The sequence below is a fragment of the Enterococcus sp. DIV1083b genome (assembly GCF_051713705.1).
GTDB classification, from domain to species: domain Bacteria; phylum Bacillota; class Bacilli; order Lactobacillales; family Enterococcaceae; genus Enterococcus_D; species Enterococcus_D casseliflavus.
The window spans coordinates 3,151,934-3,171,188 of the sequence record NZ_JBIOQJ010000001.1 but is presented as its reverse complement, the minus strand read 5'-3'; the positions used below and the strand labels follow the sequence as shown (position 1 = coordinate 3,171,188).

19 protein-coding genes are annotated in these 19,255 nt (G+C 44.3%); 18 read left to right on the top strand and 1 reads right to left on the bottom strand.

The window, feature by feature from the left end; translation table 11 throughout:
* The first annotated feature begins 54 nt into the window (after window positions 1-54).
* From IGI69_RS14905 to IGI69_RS14820, 18 genes are all read left to right on the top strand, one after another.
* Window positions 55-1,560, top strand: a complete 1,506-nt coding sequence (locus IGI69_RS14905; protein ID WP_005233485.1) for a phosphoglucomutase — start codon at window positions 55-57, stop codon at window positions 1,558-1,560.
* A 19-nt stretch (window positions 1,561-1,579) separates the two neighbouring features.
* Window positions 1,580-1,783 carry a hypothetical protein gene (locus tag IGI69_RS14900; RefSeq protein ID WP_005227790.1) on the top strand — a complete coding sequence of 68 codons (204 nt, stop codon included), beginning with the start codon at window positions 1,580-1,582 and terminating at the stop codon, window positions 1,781-1,783.
* 159 nt (window positions 1,784-1,942) lie between these two features.
* Window positions 1,943-2,617 (top strand): two-component system response regulator SapR, encoded by a 675-nt coding sequence (sapR, locus tag IGI69_RS14895; RefSeq protein WP_005227794.1) that lies wholly within the window; start codon window positions 1,943-1,945, stop codon window positions 2,615-2,617.
* On the top strand, window positions 2,614-3,651 hold the full coding sequence (gene sapS, locus IGI69_RS14890) for a two-component system sensor histidine kinase SapS (RefSeq protein ID WP_016621950.1): 1,038 nt from the start codon (window positions 2,614-2,616) through the stop codon (window positions 3,649-3,651). Before sapR ends, sapS begins: the two co-directional genes overlap by 4 nt.
* A gap of 115 nt (window positions 3,652-3,766) precedes the next feature.
* A complete protein-coding gene (locus IGI69_RS14885) occupies window positions 3,767-4,633 on the top strand; it encodes a GRP family sugar transporter (RefSeq protein ID WP_008379298.1) in 867 nt (288 codons plus the stop codon).
* 23 nt (window positions 4,634-4,656) lie between these two features.
* The gene (locus tag IGI69_RS14880; RefSeq protein WP_438741327.1) at window positions 4,657-6,042 is read left to right on the top strand and encodes an APC family permease; all 1,386 of its coding nucleotides are present in this window, start codon (window positions 4,657-4,659) and stop codon (window positions 6,040-6,042) included.
* Window positions 6,043-6,315: 273 nt separating this feature from the next.
* Complete coding sequence (locus tag IGI69_RS14875) at window positions 6,316-7,767, top strand: ABC transporter permease (RefSeq protein WP_142967565.1); 1,452 nt, start codon at window positions 6,316-6,318, stop codon at window positions 7,765-7,767.
* A gap of 12 nt (window positions 7,768-7,779) precedes the next feature.
* Window positions 7,780-8,454 carry an ABC transporter ATP-binding protein gene (locus IGI69_RS14870; RefSeq protein ID WP_016609985.1) on the top strand — a complete coding sequence of 225 codons (675 nt, stop codon included), beginning with the start codon at window positions 7,780-7,782 and terminating at the stop codon, window positions 8,452-8,454.
* Window positions 8,447-9,760: a PASTA domain-containing protein gene (locus tag IGI69_RS14865; RefSeq protein ID WP_194193493.1), complete on the top strand. Its 1,314-nt coding sequence runs from the start codon at window positions 8,447-8,449 to the stop codon at window positions 9,758-9,760. The genes IGI69_RS14870 and IGI69_RS14865 overlap by 8 nt, the downstream gene beginning before the upstream one ends.
* 41 nt (window positions 9,761-9,801) lie before the next feature.
* Window positions 9,802-9,960, top strand: coding sequence for a hypothetical protein (locus tag IGI69_RS14860; RefSeq protein WP_005233508.1), 159 nt, complete (start codon window positions 9,802-9,804; stop codon window positions 9,958-9,960).
* A gap of 74 nt (window positions 9,961-10,034) precedes the next feature.
* Window positions 10,035-10,721 (top strand): response regulator transcription factor, encoded by a 687-nt coding sequence (locus IGI69_RS14855; protein ID WP_074934044.1) that lies wholly within the window; start codon window positions 10,035-10,037, stop codon window positions 10,719-10,721.
* Window positions 10,715-12,046: a sensor histidine kinase gene (locus IGI69_RS14850; RefSeq protein ID WP_167827319.1), complete on the top strand. Its 1,332-nt coding sequence runs from the start codon at window positions 10,715-10,717 to the stop codon at window positions 12,044-12,046. The genes IGI69_RS14855 and IGI69_RS14850 overlap by 7 nt, the downstream gene beginning before the upstream one ends.
* 227 nt (window positions 12,047-12,273) lie before the next feature.
* Window positions 12,274-13,260: a LacI family DNA-binding transcriptional regulator gene (locus IGI69_RS14845; RefSeq protein ID WP_167827318.1), complete on the top strand. Its 987-nt coding sequence runs from the start codon at window positions 12,274-12,276 to the stop codon at window positions 13,258-13,260.
* A complete protein-coding gene (gene rbsK / locus IGI69_RS14840) occupies window positions 13,253-14,158 on the top strand; it encodes a ribokinase (protein WP_270266762.1) in 906 nt (301 codons plus the stop codon). Before IGI69_RS14845 ends, rbsK begins: the two co-directional genes overlap by 8 nt.
* Complete coding sequence (gene rbsD / locus IGI69_RS14835; protein WP_167827316.1) at window positions 14,133-14,528, top strand: D-ribose pyranase; 396 nt, start codon at window positions 14,133-14,135, stop codon at window positions 14,526-14,528. The genes rbsK and rbsD overlap by 26 nt, the downstream gene beginning before the upstream one ends.
* Window positions 14,529-14,547: 19 nt before the next feature.
* Complete coding sequence (locus IGI69_RS14830; protein WP_060792555.1) at window positions 14,548-16,032, top strand: sugar ABC transporter ATP-binding protein; 1,485 nt, start codon at window positions 14,548-14,550, stop codon at window positions 16,030-16,032.
* Window position 16,033: 1 nt separating this feature from the next.
* A complete protein-coding gene (locus IGI69_RS14825) occupies window positions 16,034-16,987 on the top strand; it encodes an ABC transporter permease (protein WP_086337773.1) in 954 nt (317 codons plus the stop codon).
* A gap of 18 nt (window positions 16,988-17,005) precedes the next feature.
* Window positions 17,006-17,923, top strand: a complete 918-nt coding sequence (locus IGI69_RS14820) for a D-ribose ABC transporter substrate-binding protein (RefSeq protein WP_016609995.1) — start codon at window positions 17,006-17,008, stop codon at window positions 17,921-17,923.
* A 102-nt stretch (window positions 17,924-18,025) separates the two neighbouring features.
* On the opposite strand, the gene IGI69_RS14815 is transcribed toward IGI69_RS14820, so the two are convergent.
* A complete protein-coding gene (locus tag IGI69_RS14815; protein ID WP_060792554.1) occupies window positions 18,026-19,219 on the bottom strand; it encodes a toxic anion resistance protein in 1,194 nt (397 codons plus the stop codon).
* Window positions 19,220-19,255: the final 36 nt, after the last annotated feature.

Here is a 19,255-nt window from a genome sequence, read left to right as displayed (position 1 = left end):
CTTTTTTCTCTGGTATAATAAAATTGATTCCGGTTACAAGAAGGGGTGGAGGAAATGAACATCGTTGATTTGCAAAATGGTTCTGATATTCGAGGGATTGCGATCGCAACAGAAAAAGAACAGGTGACGCTGACGGAGCAAGCGGTTCGGCAAGTTGCTTCGGGCTTGCGCAACTGGTTGGAAACAAAGGGCAGCGGACCTTTTCGCGTGGCAGTCGGTCGTGACAGTCGCTTGAGTGGCGAAGCACTGCAAGAAGTGTTGATGGCACAGCTGCAGCAAGAAGGCGTGGCAGTGATCGATTGTGGCTTGGCAACGACACCAGCCATGTTTATGAGCACACAGTTTGCGGATTTCGACTGTGATGCTGGTGTGATGCTGACAGCGAGTCATTTGCCTTATTACTTTAATGGAATAAAAATTTTCAGCCGCCAAGGCGGTGCCGAAAAAATGGATATCCACTATATTTTGACCCACACTACCGTTCATGAGGCAGCGGAAAAAGGAAGCTATCAGCAAAAAGACCTGCTGACGCCTTATGCCCAAGATTTACTGCAAAAAATTCGCCAAGGGATGGGAACCAATGAGGAAAAACCTTTGGCTGGATTAAAGATCATTGTTGATGCAGGCAATGGTGCCGGCGGCTTTTTTGCTGAAAAAGTGTTGCTGCCGCTAGGGGCAGATACGAATGGCTCGCAATTTTTAGAACCGGATGGGCATTTTCCCAATCATATCCCGAATCCAGACAATAAAGAGGCGATGGCAAGTATTCGTGAAGCCGTCTTACGAGAACAAGCCGATCTAGGCATTATTTTCGATACCGATGTCGACCGCTCGGCTGTCGTGACCAAAAGCGGTGAGCCCTTGAACCGCAACAATATGATTGCTGTATTAAGCAAGATCATCTTAGCGGAACACCCTGGCACGCGTATCGTCACTAATTCACCAACCTCTAATCATTTAAAAACCTTTATCGAAGCACTGGGAGGGCAGCAAGTACGCTATATTTCTGGCTACCGCAATGTGATCAACAAAGCGATTGAATTGAATGAAGCAGGACTGGACACACAGTTAGCCATCGAAACCAGCGGGCATGCCGCGTTTAAAGAAAATTTCTTTTTAGATGACGGGGCGTACGTGATCGCCAAGCTCTTGATGATGCTGCCACAATTGCAACAGCAAGGCACGACACTGGATGAGCTGATCGCGGCGTTGCAACAACCCGCCGAGACCCAAGAATTGCGCTTTGCGATCCAAAAAGCCGACTATCAAGACTATGGTCGCCAAGTGATCGCGGATTTAGCCGATCATTTGCTGCCAGGCTGGCAGATCGATCCAGAAAATGAGGAAGGCATTCGCATCAACTTGACAGCGCCCTATGGCCAAGGCTGGTTCTTGCTGCGAATGAGCTTGCACGAACCACTGCTGGTGCTGCAGATCGAAAATGATGAAGCGGGTCATCTACCGGCAGTCGTTCAAGCAATCGGTCGCTTCCTATCGCAGTATGAAGCCATCGATCAAAGTAAACTGACACAGTTTTTAGCACAGCAACCAAAAATTTGAAGAAAAGCAGGGAACTAAAATGGTGATCTTGATGCTGCTGATCATGGCAGTGACGTATGGTGTGAATTTTTTCTTGTTTCGTTATTTGAACAAACGACCAAAAATCGATGTCGTTGAACGGTTATCAATGCTATTAGGTGTCAACATGAGTGTGCTTTTTTTCGATGGGATTTTATTGTTTATCGGAAAACTACTAATTGAGACTGTTGAGATCATCGAGTAACCTAGTCGTCCGTTTTTTGTTTGCCTCTTCACTGATTCCTCAGGACAGTGAAGAGGTTTTTTAGGGTTTGCTAAAAACGGCGATTAATGTTCGCATTCGTTTTTGATATTTGATAAAGTAAAGAGGAGAAAATTACGCAAAGTGAGGGAATTCACGGATATGGCAAAAATAATGGTAGTAGAAGATGAAGCGGTGATTCGCCAACTGATTATCGAAGAACTAGAAAAATGGCAGTTTGAGACCTTTGGCACGACGGATTTCCATCAAGTGTTGACTGACTTTGAAGAACAAGAGCCCCAACTGATTTTACTGGATATTAATTTGCCGGTTTTTGATGGCTACTATTGGTGTCAAAAAATCCGCGAAGCTTCCAAAGTACCAATCATTTTTATTTCCAGTCGCAATACCAATATGGATATGATCATGGCCATGAATATGGGGGCGGACGATTTTGTGACAAAACCTTTTGAGATCGACGTTCTGATTGCAAAAATCAATGCCTTATTGCGCCGTTCCTACAACTATGTAGAAAGCAGCAGCGAGACGTTAGTGCATAACGGTTTGACCCTCAATATCGACAACAGCAGCATGTATATCAATGGCGAAAGCATCGATCTTAGCAAAAACGAATACCGCCTGCTGTATATTTTGATGAAAAATCACGGCAAGATTTTAAGTCGTGAAAAACTCTTGCGGGCCTTATGGGATGACGAGCGTTTTGTAGATGACAATACCTTGACGGTCAATATCAATCGTTTGCGACGAAAAATCGAACAAGCGGGGATGAATGGCTACATTGAAACCAAGGTTGGTCAAGGGTATATCGTACCATGACAAAGTGGCGGGTTTTGCGCAGTTTTTTGAAAGATCGTTGGCTGCTGTTTATTGGCTGGCTGGTCTTTTTCGTGTTGACGGTCTTAGTTTTTTGGCTGACTCCTCATTCCCCGATGGATTGGGGTACAGTCGGCTATCTCTTTTTGATGCAAAGTGTCTTGATGGTGTTCTTTTTGGCAATCAGCTACTTATCTAAGCGGCGTTTTTGGCAAAAAATCACCCCCAAGCCCGGAGACAGCTTGCTGCAAAACTACTTGCAAGGAGCACGCTCGGCGGAAGAAGAACGGATCGAATCTTACATCAATCAGTTGATCCGAGAGCACCAAGAATTGATGCAGCAAGTCGTCAGCAATCAAGAAGAACAAAAGGAATACATCGATTCGTGGGTCCATGAAATCAAAGTACCTTTAGCCGCATCACGATTGCTTTTGCATTCGATCGAATTTGATATTCCAGATGAAAAATTCATCTTACTAGAAAATGAATTGAACCGCATGAACGAATACGTCGAGCAAGTCTTGTACGTCGCCCGTTTGGACAGCTTTTCAAAAGATTATCTGGTCCAAGAAATTTCATTGAAAGCCGTCATCCAGCCGGTTTTACGCAGTCAGGCCAATTATTTTATCCAAAAGAACCTGCACTATGCCGTTGAAGGTGAGGATCAGCAAGTGTTGACCGATGAAAAATGGCTCGGCTTTATCTTTCGACAATTGGTCAGCAATGCCGTTAAGTACACACCACAAAATGGGCAGCTGACAATTCGGATCGAAAAAGATGCCCAAGGAACCTATCTCCACTTGCAAGATAGTGGGATCGGCATTCCTAAAGAAGACATGCGTCGCATCTTTGATAAAGGCTTTACGGGCGAAAATGGGCGCCAAACGGACACCCACTCGACGGGATTAGGGCTCTTTTTAGCGAAAAGTTTAGCGAAGGAATTAGGCATCGAGCTAACGGCTTCGTCGACAGTTGGAAAAGGAACCACCATGACGCTGTTCTTTCCCTTGTTGAGTTATTATGAGGAAAAACGCTAATCTGCTTTTTTTCGAGTATCTTTTTGTGTTTTTTGACAAAAATCACTTGTCCCTAGAACGTTTTCACTGATACACTAAAGCCTGTGTTTAAAATTGAATGGTAAGGATGAATGAAATGGAGATACTCGTTGCATTAGTACCAATGTTTGCGTGGGGCAGCATTGGTTTAGTAAGTGCCAAACTTGGCGGGGATGCGAACCAGCAAACGCTAGGAATGACGATTGGTGCCTTTTTCTTTTCTCTGGTCGTATATTTTGTGACGATGCCAGTGATTGATGGAAAGGTGATTTTGATCGGTCTTTTGTCTGGTCTCTTTTGGTCCGTCGGTCAAAACGGTCAATTCCATGGCATGAAATATTTAGGTGTGTCTGTTGGACTGCCGCTTTCAACCGGCATGCAGCTGATTTTAAATACGGTCGCCGGTGCATTGTTTTTTGCGGAATGGACCCAGACCCGCGATTATGCATTAGGTGTTAGCGCATTGATCTTATTGGTGATCGGGGCTTATCTGACCGCTCGCCAAGATGGTGAAAGTCCGGTAGAAGCCGGCAGCAAGATGCTTGATTTTCCTAAAGGATTTCGGGCATTGATCTCATCCACGATTGGGTACGGCGCCTATACGATTTTGATTACTTGGGCAGGATTGGACCCATTGGCGATCATTTTGCCACAAAGTGTCGGGATGCTGATCGGTGCCAGCCTATTTGCTTTAAGAAAGACGAAGGTCGACCGTTTTGTAGGGAAAAATACCTTGTCAGGATTGTTATGGGGCATCGGCAATGTCTGCATGCTGATCACGGTTCAGCAAGTCGGACTAGCGGTGGGCTTCTCATTGTCGCAGATGGGAATCATCATTTCAACGCTAGGCGGGATTTTTATTCTCGGCGAAAAGAAAACCAAAAAAGAACTGCGGTATGTGGTGATTGGTTGTCTGCTGGTGATTATCGGCGGTGTTTTGCTGGGGTATATGAAAGCAACATAAACTTATGTTTTTGAGGAGGAGTTATGGATTTATTTCGAAAAAAAGTCATACAACGGGAAAGTGTGACGAATTTAAAAAAAGAGTTGAAGTTAAAAGATTTGATTATGTTGGGGATCGGCGCCATTATCGGCACAGGTATCTTTGTTGTTACAGGGACTGCTTCTGCTGAGTATGCCGGACCGGCATTGATTCTTTCCTTTGTTGTAGCTGGTATCGTTGTTGTGTTATCAGGGCTTTCTTTTGCGGAATTTGCTTCTCGGATCCCCGTTTTGGGGGGCGCCTATTCGTATCTGTATGTCGTTTTTGGTGAATTTACCGCGTGGCTGGCAGGCTGGTTTTTGATTTGCGAGTTCTTATTGGCCGTTTCTTCGGTGGCATCTGGCTGGTCAGGCTATGTGCAAGGCTTTTTGGCCAGTGCGGATATCCATTTACCAACCGCGTTGACGGGCGGTTATGACCCAAGCAAGGGGACCTACATTGATTTGATCGCTGGTTTAGTCATTATTTTTGTAACCTTGTGGGTCAGCCAAGAAGCGAAAAAAGCGTTACGTTTGAACAATGCCATGGTATGGGTCAAATTCGGTGTGATCCTCTTGTTTATCGTCTTTGGTGCCTTTTTCGTGGAACCAGACAACTGGCAGCCCTTTATGCCCTTTGGTTTTTCAGGCGTTTTTAATGGTGCAGCGTTAGTTTTCTTTGCTTTTCTTGGCTTTGATGCCGTCGCAATGGCAGCGGAAGAAGTCGAAGATGCCAAGAAAAATGTCCCTCGAGGAATCATTGGTTCCATTGCGATCGCAACAGTCCTCTATATCATTGTCACACTGATCATGACGGGAATCGTGCCGTTTACTGAATTAGGAGTCAATGATCCGGTGGCTTTTGCGATGCGTTATGTCGGTCATGGAGTGGTCGGATCAATCATTTCTGTGGGTGCGATCTTGACCTTATTAACAGTGACGATCGCTATGATGTACTCCTTGGCGCGTCTGTTATATGCCATCAGTAAAGATGGGTTATTGCCAAAAGCGATGCAAGCCATTGATCCAAAGCATCAAACACCAAAGAAAGCGACCTACATCGCGGGTGTTTTTGCTTTCTTCTTTGCGGCAGCTTTCCCATTGAATATCTTGGCAGAATTGACCAACATTGCGGCATTGTCGTATATGATCTTAATGTCCTTAGGAATCATCAAGCTGCGGAAGATGATGGGCCCACCTGCTAAAGGCGAATTCAAAGTACCACTGGTACCGTTATTGCCTTTGTTGTCCGTTGCCAGCTGTCTCTTCTTGATGACCCGTCTACAAACGGCGACCTGGATCGTTTTTGGGATCTCCTTAGTGATCGGAATCGCGATCTATTTTGTATATGGCTATCGTAACAGCGAATTAAATGAGAAAATTGACGAATAGGATTGTGAAAAGGCAAAGACCCAGATGTGGTCTTTGTCTTTTTTTGTTAACTATAGCAAAGCCTCCCAAAGAAATCTTTTGGGAGGTATGTTCTTTTGTCATTCACATTCTGATGATTGCTGGAGTCGATCATTGAAACAACAGTCTTTTTTATCAAACGTTCCCTAGGATTCTGCTTTTTTTGAAAAAATTTGCAAATGACAGACTCACTAAAGGTTCATCCAGTATGCTTTTGTTAGAGAAAAAAAGAGAGGATGTTGGCAAGTGAATTATATGAAACGAGCATGGCTGAGTGTGACGAGAAAGCGAGGGAAATCTGCGATATTGTTTGCTGTTATTCTGATATTAGGAAATGTGATCGCTGGCGCAATTGCGGTCAATCAATCGACTCAAAATGTCGAAAAGCAGATCAAAAATCAATTAGGCTCACTGGCCACGATTGAGATCGATTATGAAAAGTTGGCAAATAGTGATGGTGGTGCGAGTATGGAGGAGATTCAGCCGCTGTCAGAGGACCTGATCAAGCAGATCGGTCAACGGTCCGAAGTCAAACAGTATGACTATTTACGAGAAACAGCGATTGCTGTTGAAAACTTCAAACCTTATCGTTTCAGTCCTGAAGAGGACGACGACAATGTCATGATTGTCGGAGGAATATCTCCTTGGGTTTATTTAACAGGAACAAATCTCTTAAAGCCGTTGGATTTTGAAGAAGATACGGTGGATTTAACACAGGGACGCTTTTTTACTGAAGAGGAACAGCGTACCGGAAAACGTGTGGGCTTGATATCGGAAGAGATGGCTCAGGAAAACGGCTTGACCGTGGGAGACACTATGGTCTTAGATGGTCAGTTTGTCGATTATTCGTCAGGGATGGACCCTGAAAAGCAAAAAGGCAATGATTACTCCATCGAAATCGTCGGGATCTTTAAAAATACCAGCTTAGAAAAAGCAAATAATCAAGGACAAGATGGCATGGCCAGCTCGTTTGCATTTGATGATCGGCCCTTCAATCGTATCTATATGCCGAATGATGCCGTGAAAACGATTGTTGAAGAGGAACGTGCGGGACAGCAAGCGGCGTTTCCAGCGACAGATTTCGGTTCTGATGAGGAGTTCTTCACTCCACAATTCATTTTGAACCAACCAGAAGATGCAGAGCAATTCAAACAAGAGGTGACACCGCTCTTGCCAAATGGCTATAAGGTCAATGCCTCTACGGATGAGTATGACCGTGTGGGGACCAGCATGAATCGCTTATCACAGATTTCCTCATATGTCGTAGTGATTGCGGTGATTGCTTCCTTGATTATTATCTCCTTGATCATTGTGCTGTTTACCCGCGATCGTAAATATGAGTTAGGTATCTACCTTTCGTTAGGAGAACGACGGAAATACGTGTTTGCACAGATCGTGCTCGAACTCCTGTTGATTGGTGTCAGTGCAATGTTGATCTCCTTGGTCACAGGGAATATGCTGGGCAAGATGGTTTCTGAATCTTTGTTATCCAGTAGTATGCTAGAGGCAAATCAAGCAGGGGTGGAGCAATTCTTTGTGGGTGTACCGAAAATCGATCAAGCAACGATCAACGAAGCGTTTCGCGTTCAATACACCCTGTCTTATATCATTGCCTTTTTAGCGACCGGGATCTTGACGATCTTGCTTTCGGCAGTGGTGCCGCTGTTGTATATTTTACGTTTGAATCCGAAAAAAATCATGCTGTAAGGAGCGAAGAACATGGCAATTTTAGAAACCAAAGAGATGACGTATTACTACCAAGATGGTGAGAATCGTCGGAAGATTTTAGATAAAACCAATATCTCCTTTGAAAAAGGTAAATTTTACACGATTTTAGGGAAATCAGGCTCTGGAAAGACCACCTTTCTTTCCTTGATCAGTGCATTGGATCAACCAACCGATGGGGAAGTATTTTTTGAAGGAAAAAATATCAAAACGATCGGCTATGAAGAGTATCGCCGCAACAAGATCAGTTTGATTTTTCAAAGTTACAACTTGATCCCTTATTTGACGGCATTAGAAAATGTCCTTGTTTCGATGGCGATCTCAGACAACAAGCTCCCCGATCAACACGATCAAATTGCGTATCGCTTGCTGGATTATATCGGAATCACCTCCACGAAAGCCGATCGTTTCGTCAATCAGCTCTCCGGTGGGGAACAACAGCGGGTCGCCATCGCTCGTGCCTTGGCGACCAATGTTGATATCATTTTAGCTGATGAGCCGACGGGAAATTTGGATGAAGGCATGGAGCAAGAAATCGTGGATATTTTTAAAGATTTAGCTACTTTACACAACAAGTGCATCATCGTAGTGACCCATTCGACTGAAATTGCCAAGCAGTCGGATCAGACATTTTATTTGAAAAAAGGTGAGTTGACGGCCTATGAGTGATTTTTTATCGAAGTTTGAAGAAGAACCGAAAGAGCCAGACAAGGAATCAGCTACAGCTAAAGCACCTTCTTCCCGGGCTTCCCGCAAAGAAAAAGGTTCAGCTTCTTTAGAAGAGGGGATCGAATACGATCCCTCCTTCAAAAAGAAACGGCGGAAAAAACGACTGCTGGGGATGGGTGCGTTACTCGGGTTACTTATACTCAGCGGCTTTTTATTTTTCCAATTGGCGTACGTCCGACTGGATAACTTTGTGGACAAAGAGATCTCAGAAGTCAGGGAATGGGCGGCGGAACATGATCTTGCGATCGATGTGACGCCTGCCTATGATGAAGCCCCAGCCAATCAAGTGATCGCCCAAGAAGAAGCCGCCAGAAGTCGAGTCAGAAAAAGAAGCACCCTGCATCTAACGGTGAGCCAAGGCCCAGATCCAGAAGAGAAATTGGCATTGCCAGACTTTATGGAAATGACGAGGGACGAGGCAGCAGAGTGGATCGAAAAAAATCAAGCCAGCAATTTGACGATCGTCGATGAATACCACGATGAGATCGAGGAAAAAGCACCGATTCGAGTAGAATTTACTAATAAAGAAGTCTCGCAAGAAAACTATCATCGTCGAGATGTCGGACGAGTCTTTTATTCCAAAGGCGAAGAAACCTTTGAAAAAGATATTGAAGTACCAGACTTTCGTGATAAAACCCGTGCAGAGGTAGAAACATGGGGGAAAGCCCATGAGCTGGAGCTTGAAATCAAAGAACAGGCTTCGGATACTGTGGAAGAAGGCAAAGTCATTGAACAAAGCGTGGCACCAAAAGAAAAAATCGCGAAACGGGATGCGTTTCAAGTAACGATTTCTCTAGGGAAAGGGGTCACCGTACCAGACTTTTCAACGATTTTACCAGATGATGCCCAGGCCGCTGTTGAGGGGGTCACTGTGCGGATGCGGATGCAGTTTACTCAGAGTCTGCCTTACGGACAATTGATCTCGCAAAGTGAGACCGCCGGGACCGTTTTAACCAGCAAAGATGACCAAGGCATTGAAGTCGTCTATTCAGCAGGTCAACCGTATATCAAAGATTACCGTCGAAGCGAGCTCCTTGAAGGGGATCTGCAAAAACTCTTCTTTGATGAATTCCGTTCAAAAGGGGCGAACATCAGCTATCAAGTCCGTTATGTCAATTCAGCAGAACCCTACGGGACAATCGTGGGGATGAGCAAGTTCAATCAGTTTTTACCGTTAGAAGATACGATCACTTTCGATATCAGCTTAGGCAATCAGACAGCCCCAGCGGCTACTGATCCAGAATAGCCGAGCGGATTTATCGATGACCTGCAAAAAGGAGGAAACCCATGCGTCATCAAGAGAATTTTCAAGACCTTAGGAAAAAGCTGTTTGTCTTTTTGTTAAGCGGTATGGTAGCATTGTTGCTACACATGTGGATTCATCAATCCAGCGAACACGTGCGGATCGTTTCAACAGAACGGTTTATTGGAGAACAATTGGAATGATCCTACAGGAATGATTGTGCTGACCGAAAAGTGATTGAAAAAAGAAATGATGAGTGTAAAAGGGGGACTGACCGATGCGGATCTTATTCGTAGAAGATGAGCCATCGATCGCAGAAGCGGTTGCCAGCTTATTGAAAAAACAGCATTATTCCGTTGATTTGGCGTATGATGGCGAGACTGGGTTGGACTACGCAGCAAGTGGGGTGTATGACCTTCTCGTTTTGGATATCATGCTGCCAAAAATCGATGGGATCACATTACTAAAGACGTTACGCAAGCAAAATATTCGCACGCCGATCATTATGTTGACGGCCAAAAGCGAAGTTGATGACAAAGTGCTCGGCTTGGATGCAGGGGCAGATGATTACTTGACGAAACCCTTTCAAATGAAAGAGCTGCTGGCACGGATTCGTTCGCTAGGCAGAAGAAAAGACTTGGATTATCAAGAAGACCAGTTAGCATTTGGCAATGTGGTCTTGGCGCGTAATGAGCTGCAGTTGGCTACGACGACCAATCAAGTGGTGCTGTCACCCAAAGAAATGAAACTGATGGAGCTATTTTTATCCAGACCTAAAGTGATTTTATCAAAAGAAACCATCATCAATAAGATTTGGGGCTTTGATCCCGATGTGGAAGAAAACCGCGTTGAGATCTATGTGTCTTTGCTGCGGAAAAAACTGACGCTGCTTGAAGCGGATATCGGCATTCGCACGATCCGCAATGCGGGGTATATTTTGCAGAGCAAGGAGCCGCCATGTTAAAAAAATTACGGAATAAAATGCTGTGGTTCAATATGGCGTTGATTTCAATCATTGTCTTAGGTGCCTTTACCTTTATCTATATTTTGAATGCCACGCAAATTGAAAACGAGATCCAATCATTGATCTCGCAAGAAGCCAACACCTTAGCTGCGGTACCTATGGATGAGGAGGAAGTACGGCAATCACTGACAGAACCTGAGTATCCAATGATGTTGACCATCACGAATAGTACCAGTGAGTTCAGAGAAATCGCTCTAGTCGACGTGGATCAAATGGATGTCGTGATTCAAAGTATTGATGAGAGCGTCGATCAAAACGAGCTTTATGAAGCATTGGTCGATGCAGCGGCGAAACAAGGGGAGATCCCTAACGAAGTGAAGGTGAATGGCCGAAATTGGCGGTATGCGCTCTTTTTGGTGACTTCCTTTAGTCATTATTCGATCAATCATGATTCGACGGGGGAATATTCCACTAGTATCAATAATTACGAGCCATTTTATCAAGTGCTGTTCTTTGACGTCACCGACTACAAAACTAGTCTAAGCAACTTAAGAACCACGCTTTTGCTCATCGGGGTCTTAGCCTTAGTCAGTATTTATATCGCTAGCTTTTATGTCGCCAATCGAGCCTTACGACCAGTTGAGCTGGCTTGGCGCAAACAAAAAGAGTTTGTTTCTAACGCTTCCCATGAGTTGAAAACACCATTGGCGATCATTCAAGTCAATGCTGAGGTATTAGCTGGCAGTCCAGAAGAAACCTTGGAAAGCCAAATGAAATGGCTGGAAAACATCCAGTTAGGTTCCGAACGGATGGATGAGCTAGTGAATAGCTTATTGATGTTGACCAAATTCGAAAGTGCCGAGCAAGAAGTCGTGCGTTCGGTAATCGATGCCAGCCAAGTCGTGCAAAGTGTTTATCAAAGCATGGAGGCCATTGCGCTGGAAAAAGGGATCCACTATCAGGAACAGATCGCTAAACAGGTGCGCCTTGAAAGCAATGAGCAAGCCTTACGGCAATTGACCATGATTTTGGTAGACAATGCCTTGAAATATACACCTACTGGAGAAACCGTCACAGTGGCTCTCGTTGAACGCCAACGAAAAACGGTGCTGCAAGTGTCCAACCGTGGTTGCCCGATCCCAGAAGAAAAAATTCCCTATGTCTTTGATCGCTTCTACCGCGGGGATCCTTCTCGCAACCATCAAGACGGTGGCTATGGGTTAGGTTTAGCCATCGCCAAAGCCATCACAGAAATGCTGCAGGCACAAATCAGTTTGACGGTGGATCAAGACGGCGTCAATCACTTTGAAGTTTCATTTCATTGAAAAATGAGCTTTACCGTTAGGAAATAAAAGATATGTCGCTGCGCTCATCAAATCTTTTGCCGCATTTCGAGAAAGTCTCGCTTTCTCGAAATGCGGCTATTTATGCAGCAAAACGCATTTTTAGGAGAAGGGGACACCAAGGGAAAAAGTTTTTTTATTTCTCCTTGCAATTTTCGCAAAGTTCGGCTATGATAGGTGTGTAATCGGTTACACAGGAGGGGAGCAACATGACAACAATTAAAGATGTCGCCAATTTAGCTGGACTTTCCGTGGCGACAGTTTCAAGAGCCATGAATGGGACTGGCTATGTGAGCGAAAAAGCCCGTGAGAAAATCCATCAGGCGATCAATGAATTGAATTATTCCCCCAATGAAGTCGCACGTTCACTGTATCAGAAAAAGTCAAAATTGATTGGTTTGCTACTTCCTGATATATCCAACCCGTTTTTTCCGCTAGTAGCCAAAGGCGTCGAAGACTTTCTACAAAAAAAAGGCTATCAAGTCATCCTTGGCAACATTCAAGAAGACAATGAGAAAGCCAATGAATATTTACGTGCGTTTGAGCAAAACAATGTGGCGGGGATTCTTTCCGCTGTCGAAAATAAAAATCGTACCCAAAGCAATATTCCGACGGTCGTCTTGGATCGGATCGATCAAGATGTCGAATATGGGGTTTATTCGGATGACCTTCAAGGCGGCGAACTTGCTGCTGAAGCGATCTTAAAAGGTGACCCCAAAAAGGTAGTCGTGATTGCTGGGCCTGAATCTGTCACCCGTGCTCGGGATCGTTTATTGAGTGTTGAATACACATTGAAAAAAGCACAAGTTCCTTATGCACTAGTGAAATCCACATCCTTTCTCTTAGAGGATGCGACCTTGACAGCGAAACAAGTTTTTTTAGAACATCCCACTGTCGATAGTGTGATTGCCCCAAGCGATACCCATGCGATTGCCATCATGCAAGAGGCTTATCATCATGGCGTAAAGATCCCAGAACAACTTCAAGTGATCGGCTATGACGATATTCCCATCAGTAAATTGGTGGTGCCACGCTTGACGACGATCCATCAGCCTGCTTATCAAGTAGGTTACAAAGGAGCAGAAATGCTCTTTGCATTGATCAACGATCAATTTATTGAACAGAAAAAAATCATCCTTCCTGTTCATTTAGAAGAAAGAGAGACAGTAAGAAATGGAGGAACGCCAATTGAATAAGATCATCGTCATTGGTAGTATGGCAACAGATTTTGTAGTCACTACGAAGGTGAAACCCAATCAAGGAGAAACGGTTTTTGGGGAAAAATTTGACACGAATTTTGGCGGCAAAGGAGCAAACCAAGCCATCGCCGCTAGCCGTTTAGGCGCAGAAGTAGCAATGCTAGGCCATGTAGGAACCGATCGTTTCGGAAATGAAATCGTCGAAAACTTAAACGTGAATGGCGTTTCTACGGAGAATGTGGAACCCGTTACACATTTTCCATCTGGTGCCGCGCATATCATTTTGCATGAAAATGACAATAGCATCATTGTCATACCCGGTGCCAATAATGCGCTTGATTTAGCTCGCTTTTCCGAAATAAAAGGAAACATCACAGAGGCTGATTTAGTGATTTTGCAAAACGAGATTCCCCAAGAAGCCAATGAAGCCATCATCGACTGGTGTTGGGAAGCAAAAATCCCTGTTTTATATAATCCAGCACCTGCGAGAAAGCTCAATCCGCGTATGTTATCTAAGGTGGGGTATCTGACCCCTAATGAACATGAGTTTAAGTTGCTTTTCCCCAACCAAAAGCTTACTGACGTTTTAGCAGTCTACCCTAATCGATTGATCGTTACCCTAGGTGCCAAAGGAGCGATTTTCCATAATGGGAAGTCGGAGGTCTTAGTTCCTGCCTTTCCAGTTGCTGCGGTCGATACTACGGGAGCTGGTGATACCTTCAATGGTGCATTAGCAGTAGGGATTTTAGCAAGTGTTCCCTTAGAAAACGCCATTGCCTTTGCCAACTTAGCAGCAGCAATCTCCGTCAAAGGATATGGTGCTCAAGGCGGAATGCCTACATTAAAGGAAATGAAGGAGAGTCCATTGTATGAAGAAGCATGGGGCATTAAATAGTGAGATCGACAAAGTATTGGCGGATTTAGGCCACACCGATCAGCTTACGATCGGGGACTTGGGGTTGCCAGTACCCACAGGGGTGAAAAAAATCGATCTGGCATTAAAACTAGGTAGTCCGAGTTTTGAAGAGGTGTTATTAGTAATGCAACAAGAGATGGCAGTCGAGGCGATCGTTTTAGCAGAGGAAATAAAAACGGAGAATGCGGAGCAGTGGCAATTGATTCAAAAAACGTTCCCGAATGTTCCGATTCGTTTTGTTCCACATGAGGCATTCAAAGAAGAAACAAAGGAAAGCAAAGCCATTATTCGAACAGGGGAAGCGACACCCTATTCAAACATTATTTTACAAGCAGCCGTTATCTTCTAAAGAGACAGGAGGAAATCATGTGCAAGTCGAGATGAGCAATATTGAGAAATCCTTTGGGAAGAATCAAGTGTTAAGAGATGTCTCACTAACATTGTACCCTGGAGAAATCCATGCCCTAATGGGAGAAAATGGGGCAGGCAAGTCAACGTTGATGAACATTTTAACTGGGTTACATGCCAAAGATGCAGGGACGATTTTGATCGATGGCAAAGAAACGAACTACGCCGATCCGAAGGAAGCCGAACAAGCCGGTGTGAGCTTTATCCATCAAGAAATGAATAACTGGGAACAGATGACTGTATTGGATAACTTATTCTTGAATCGGGAATTGAAAACCACCTTTGGGCTACTAGATACGAAGAAAATGGCAAGCAAAGCGCAGGCAGTCTTTGAACAATTAGGGATTCAGATCCCCCTTCAAAAAGAAGTGGATGAACTTTCAGTCGGGCAACAGCAAATGATCGAGATCACGAAAGCGCTGATGACTGATGCCAAGGTGTTGATCATGGATGAACCGACTGCTGCCTTGTCGGATAAGGAAATTAATAATTTGTTTCAAATCATTCGTCGCTTGAAAGAAAACGGCGTAGCGATCGTTTATATCTCTCACCGAATGGAGGAGATTTTCAAAATAAGTGACAAGATCACTGTGATGCGGGATGGTCTATCGATCGATACGAAAAAGACGCAGGATACAACGATGGATGAGGTCGTGAAGAAAATGGTCGGTAGAGAGTTAGCTGATTATTATCCAGAAAAACAAGCGCAGATCGGTGAAGTCGTTTTTGAAGTAAAAAATTTAACAGCAGCTTCTAAAGTTTACCAAGGCATCAATTTTCAAGTCAGAGCAGGTGAGATCCTTGGGTTCTCAGGTTTAATGGGTGCTGGACGCACAGAAGTCATGCGAGGAATATTTGGTTTAGATGAAATTGAAAGCGGTACCTTAATCGTCGAAGGGCAAGAAGTGAAAAACTCTTCGCCTTCAAAGGCAATCGCCAATGGCTTTGGCTTTCTAACAGAAAATCGGAAAACGGAAGGCTTGGTCTTAGACTTTTCCCTGACCGATAATATCAGTTTGCCCAGCATTGATAATTTTGTCAAAACAGGCATGGTCGATAGCAAGACTGAAGCCAGTTTCGTTGCGTTAATGATCGAGCGCTTACGCATCAAAACGATGAGTGCCCAGAATTTAGCCAGCGAGCTTTCTGGTGGAAATCAGCAAAAAGTGGTTTTGGCGAAGTGGATCGGTGTCGGACCAAAAGTATTGATTTTAGATGAACCGACACGCGGAGTAGACGTAGGTGCCAAACGAGAGATTTATCAGCTGATGAATGAGTTAGCGGAACGTGGTATTGCGATTTTGATGGTTTCTAGTGATCTACCAGAAGTGCTAGGTGTCAGCGATCGCATCATTGTTTTACACGAAGGAAAAATATCAGGGGAACTCTCTCGGCAAGAAGCCACACAAGAGAAGATCATGACGTATGCGACAGGAGGAAACTAATATGGAAAAAAGTGGTATGAAAACAAAACAACTCTCGGAATCAATTAGTAAATTGGGACCTTTACTCGCTTTGATTGCTCTAGTGGCTGCTGTCACTGCCTTAAATCCAAGCTTTTTATCACCCAGTAATTTGTTGAATCTTTTGCGGCAAGTCGCAGCGAATGGCTTTATTGCATTCGGAATGACCTTTGTCATTTTGACTGGGGGCATTGATTTGTCTGTAGGGTCCACCTTGGCACTTTCCAGTGCCTTGACAGCAGGAATGATGGCCAACGGGGTGTCACCTTTAGTCGCTATTTTGATTGGGTTACTAAGTGGAGCGATCCTTGGTGCGTTGAATGGACTACTGATTTCAAAAGGAAAAATGGCACCGTTTATCGCAACCTTAGCAACGATGACGATCTATCGGGGCGCTACCTTAGTGTACACCAATGGAAATCCAATCACTGGACTAGGTGACAGCTTTCTATTCAGCTTTATTGGTCGTGGGTATCTTTTCGGGATTCCTTTTCCAGTCGTATTGATGTTTCTCGTGTTCTTTCTTTTGTTCTTGTTGCTTCATCGCACCGCCTTCGGACGAAAAACCTATGCCATCGGTGGCAATGAAAAGGCCGCTTTTATTGCTGGGGTGAAAATCGATAAGATAAAACTGATCATTTATTCGATCTCTGGATTGATGGCTTCAATCAGTGGCATGATCATCACTTCTAGGCTGAATTCTGCGCAACCAACAGCAGGGCAAGCCTATGAGATGGATGCGATTGCAGCAGTCGTTTTAGGTGGTACGAGCTTATCTGGTGGAAGAGGCAGAATTTTTGGCACGTTGATCGGGGCATTGATCATTGGTACGTTGAACAATGGTCTAAATCTATTGGGTGTCTCAAGTTTTTATCAACAAATCGTTAAAGGGATCGTGATCGTAATTGCAGTGTTACTGGATCGGAAAAGGAAATAAAAAATAGGAGGATCTATTATGAAAAAAATGTTTTTATTGGCAGCAGGCTTATTGGTACTTTCTGGATGTGGAGCGGCAACATTGGACAACGGCGGCAGTAGTGAGACACAAAGTGAGGAAAAAGCAGCTTCAGAATTGACAGTTGGTGTATCGATCTCCACCCTCAATAACCCGTTTTTTGTTTCCATGCAAGAGGGGATCAATCAACTGGCTGAGGAAAATGACACCGATGTACGCTTTGTTGATGCCCAAGATGATACTGCCAAGCAAAGCAATGATATTGATGATTTGATCCAACAAGGCGTGGATGTGCTTTTGATCAATCCCGTTGATTCTGCTGCTATCGTCCCAGCTGTTGAAGCCGCTAATAATGCCAACATCCCAGTTATTGCCATCGACCGTAGTAGCGATGGAGGAACGCTTTTGACGACGGTTGCCTCCAATAACGAAGAAGGTGGAAAAATGGCAGCAGAATTTATTCTCGAACAATTAGGGGAAAACGCAAAAGTGGTAGAACTTGAAGGCGTCCCTGGCGCTTCTGCAACCAGAGAGCGAGGAAAAGGCTTTGATGATTATGCTAAAGACAAACTGGATGTTGTTGAAAAGCAATCCGCAAACTTCAATCGAGCAGAAGGATTAACGGTTATGGAAAATATCCTCCAAGCCAACAATGACATTCAAGGCGTCTTTGCTCAAAACGATGAAATGGCTTTAGGGGCAGCCGAAGCGATGGGAAACCGAGAAGGCGTAGTGATTGTCGGGTTTGACGGTACTGAAGACGGACTCAAAGCCATCGAAGAAGGTAGAATGACGGCAACGATCGCTCAAAAACCAGAAGAAATGGGCCGCCTTGCATTGCAGGCAGCGTTTGACCATTTCCAAGGAAAAACAGTCGCTGAACAAATCGATTCACCATTAGAGTTGGTGAAAAAATAGGTAGACGCTCAATGCATTTCCTACTTTCAACATAGAAAGCCCCTCTTTGGCTGACCATTTAGGTCACCAAAGAGGGGCTTTCTTTAATACGTGGCGTTTCGTTTACTTGTTGCTGGTTAAATCCAATAAGCGGTCTTTCAAGTCTTCTTCTAGATGACCCAATTCCACTTCGGCAGCACGACGTTTTTCTTTTCCTTCTTTTTGGATCCGTAATGTTTCTTGGATCGTTTCCACAAGGTCGTTTTGTGTTTTTTGCAATGTTTCGATATCGACGATGCCGCGCTCGTTTTCTTTCGCTGTTTCAATAGCAGAAACTTTCAACATTTCTGAGTTTTTCTTCAATAGATCATTGGTGGTCTCAGAAACTTGGCGTTGTGCCGTAACTGCATCTTTTTGACGCAATAAAGTCAAGGCAATGACCACTTGGTTTTTCCATAGTGGGATCGCTGTATTGACAGAAGCTTGGATTTTTTCTGCTAACGCTTGGTTCGTGTTTTGGATCAGGCGAATTTGCGGTGCCTGTTGGATCGTGATTTGACGTGCCAAGCGCAAGTCATGAGTTCGTTTGTCTAAACGATCAAGAAATTGCGTGTAATCGTTGGCGATCTGTACGTCCATTTGATCATTCGTTTCTTCTGCTTTTTTCATGGCTTCAGGAATAATTTTGGTTTGCAATTCTTGCATCTTCAACTCGCCAGCGGCAATGTAGATGTTCAATGCATCGAAGTAATCTTTGTTCTTTTGATACAACTGTTCCAACATCATGTTGTCTTTTAGCAAACCGTCTTTTTCTTTATCCAATTTGACGGCGATCTTGTCGATTTGGGCACCGATTTTTTGGTATTTAGCGGTGATTTCAAAAATGGATTGTTTTACTTTACCAAACATCCGCTTGAATAAGTTGCCTTCCCCTGCACGCAGTTCGTCTGGATTGGCTTCTTGCAAGCGATACATCAACTCCGTCAATGAGTCGCCCACAGGGCCGATATCAGCTGCTTGGACATGGTTCAACATGGATTGGGAAAACTCTCCAAGTTTGGTTTGGGCAGCTGCACCATAGGTGATGACCGCTTGCTGGTCGGTCGCATCGATTTTGCTGGCTAATTCTTGGGCCTGTGCTTGACGCTCTGGCGGTAATTTATCAATCAAACGCGGTGCCGTTTGCTGTTCTTTCAGCTGACTGATTTCCGCTTGTTGAGTGGTGGTCAAAGTGTCGACAGGGGTTGAAAATGGGTTGTTCAATAAATCGTCAAGCGTATCCGTTACGGGTTTTGCTTGATTTGGTGTTTCACTCATAATAACTCCTCCTAATAATTGTCTGCTTTCGAAAAA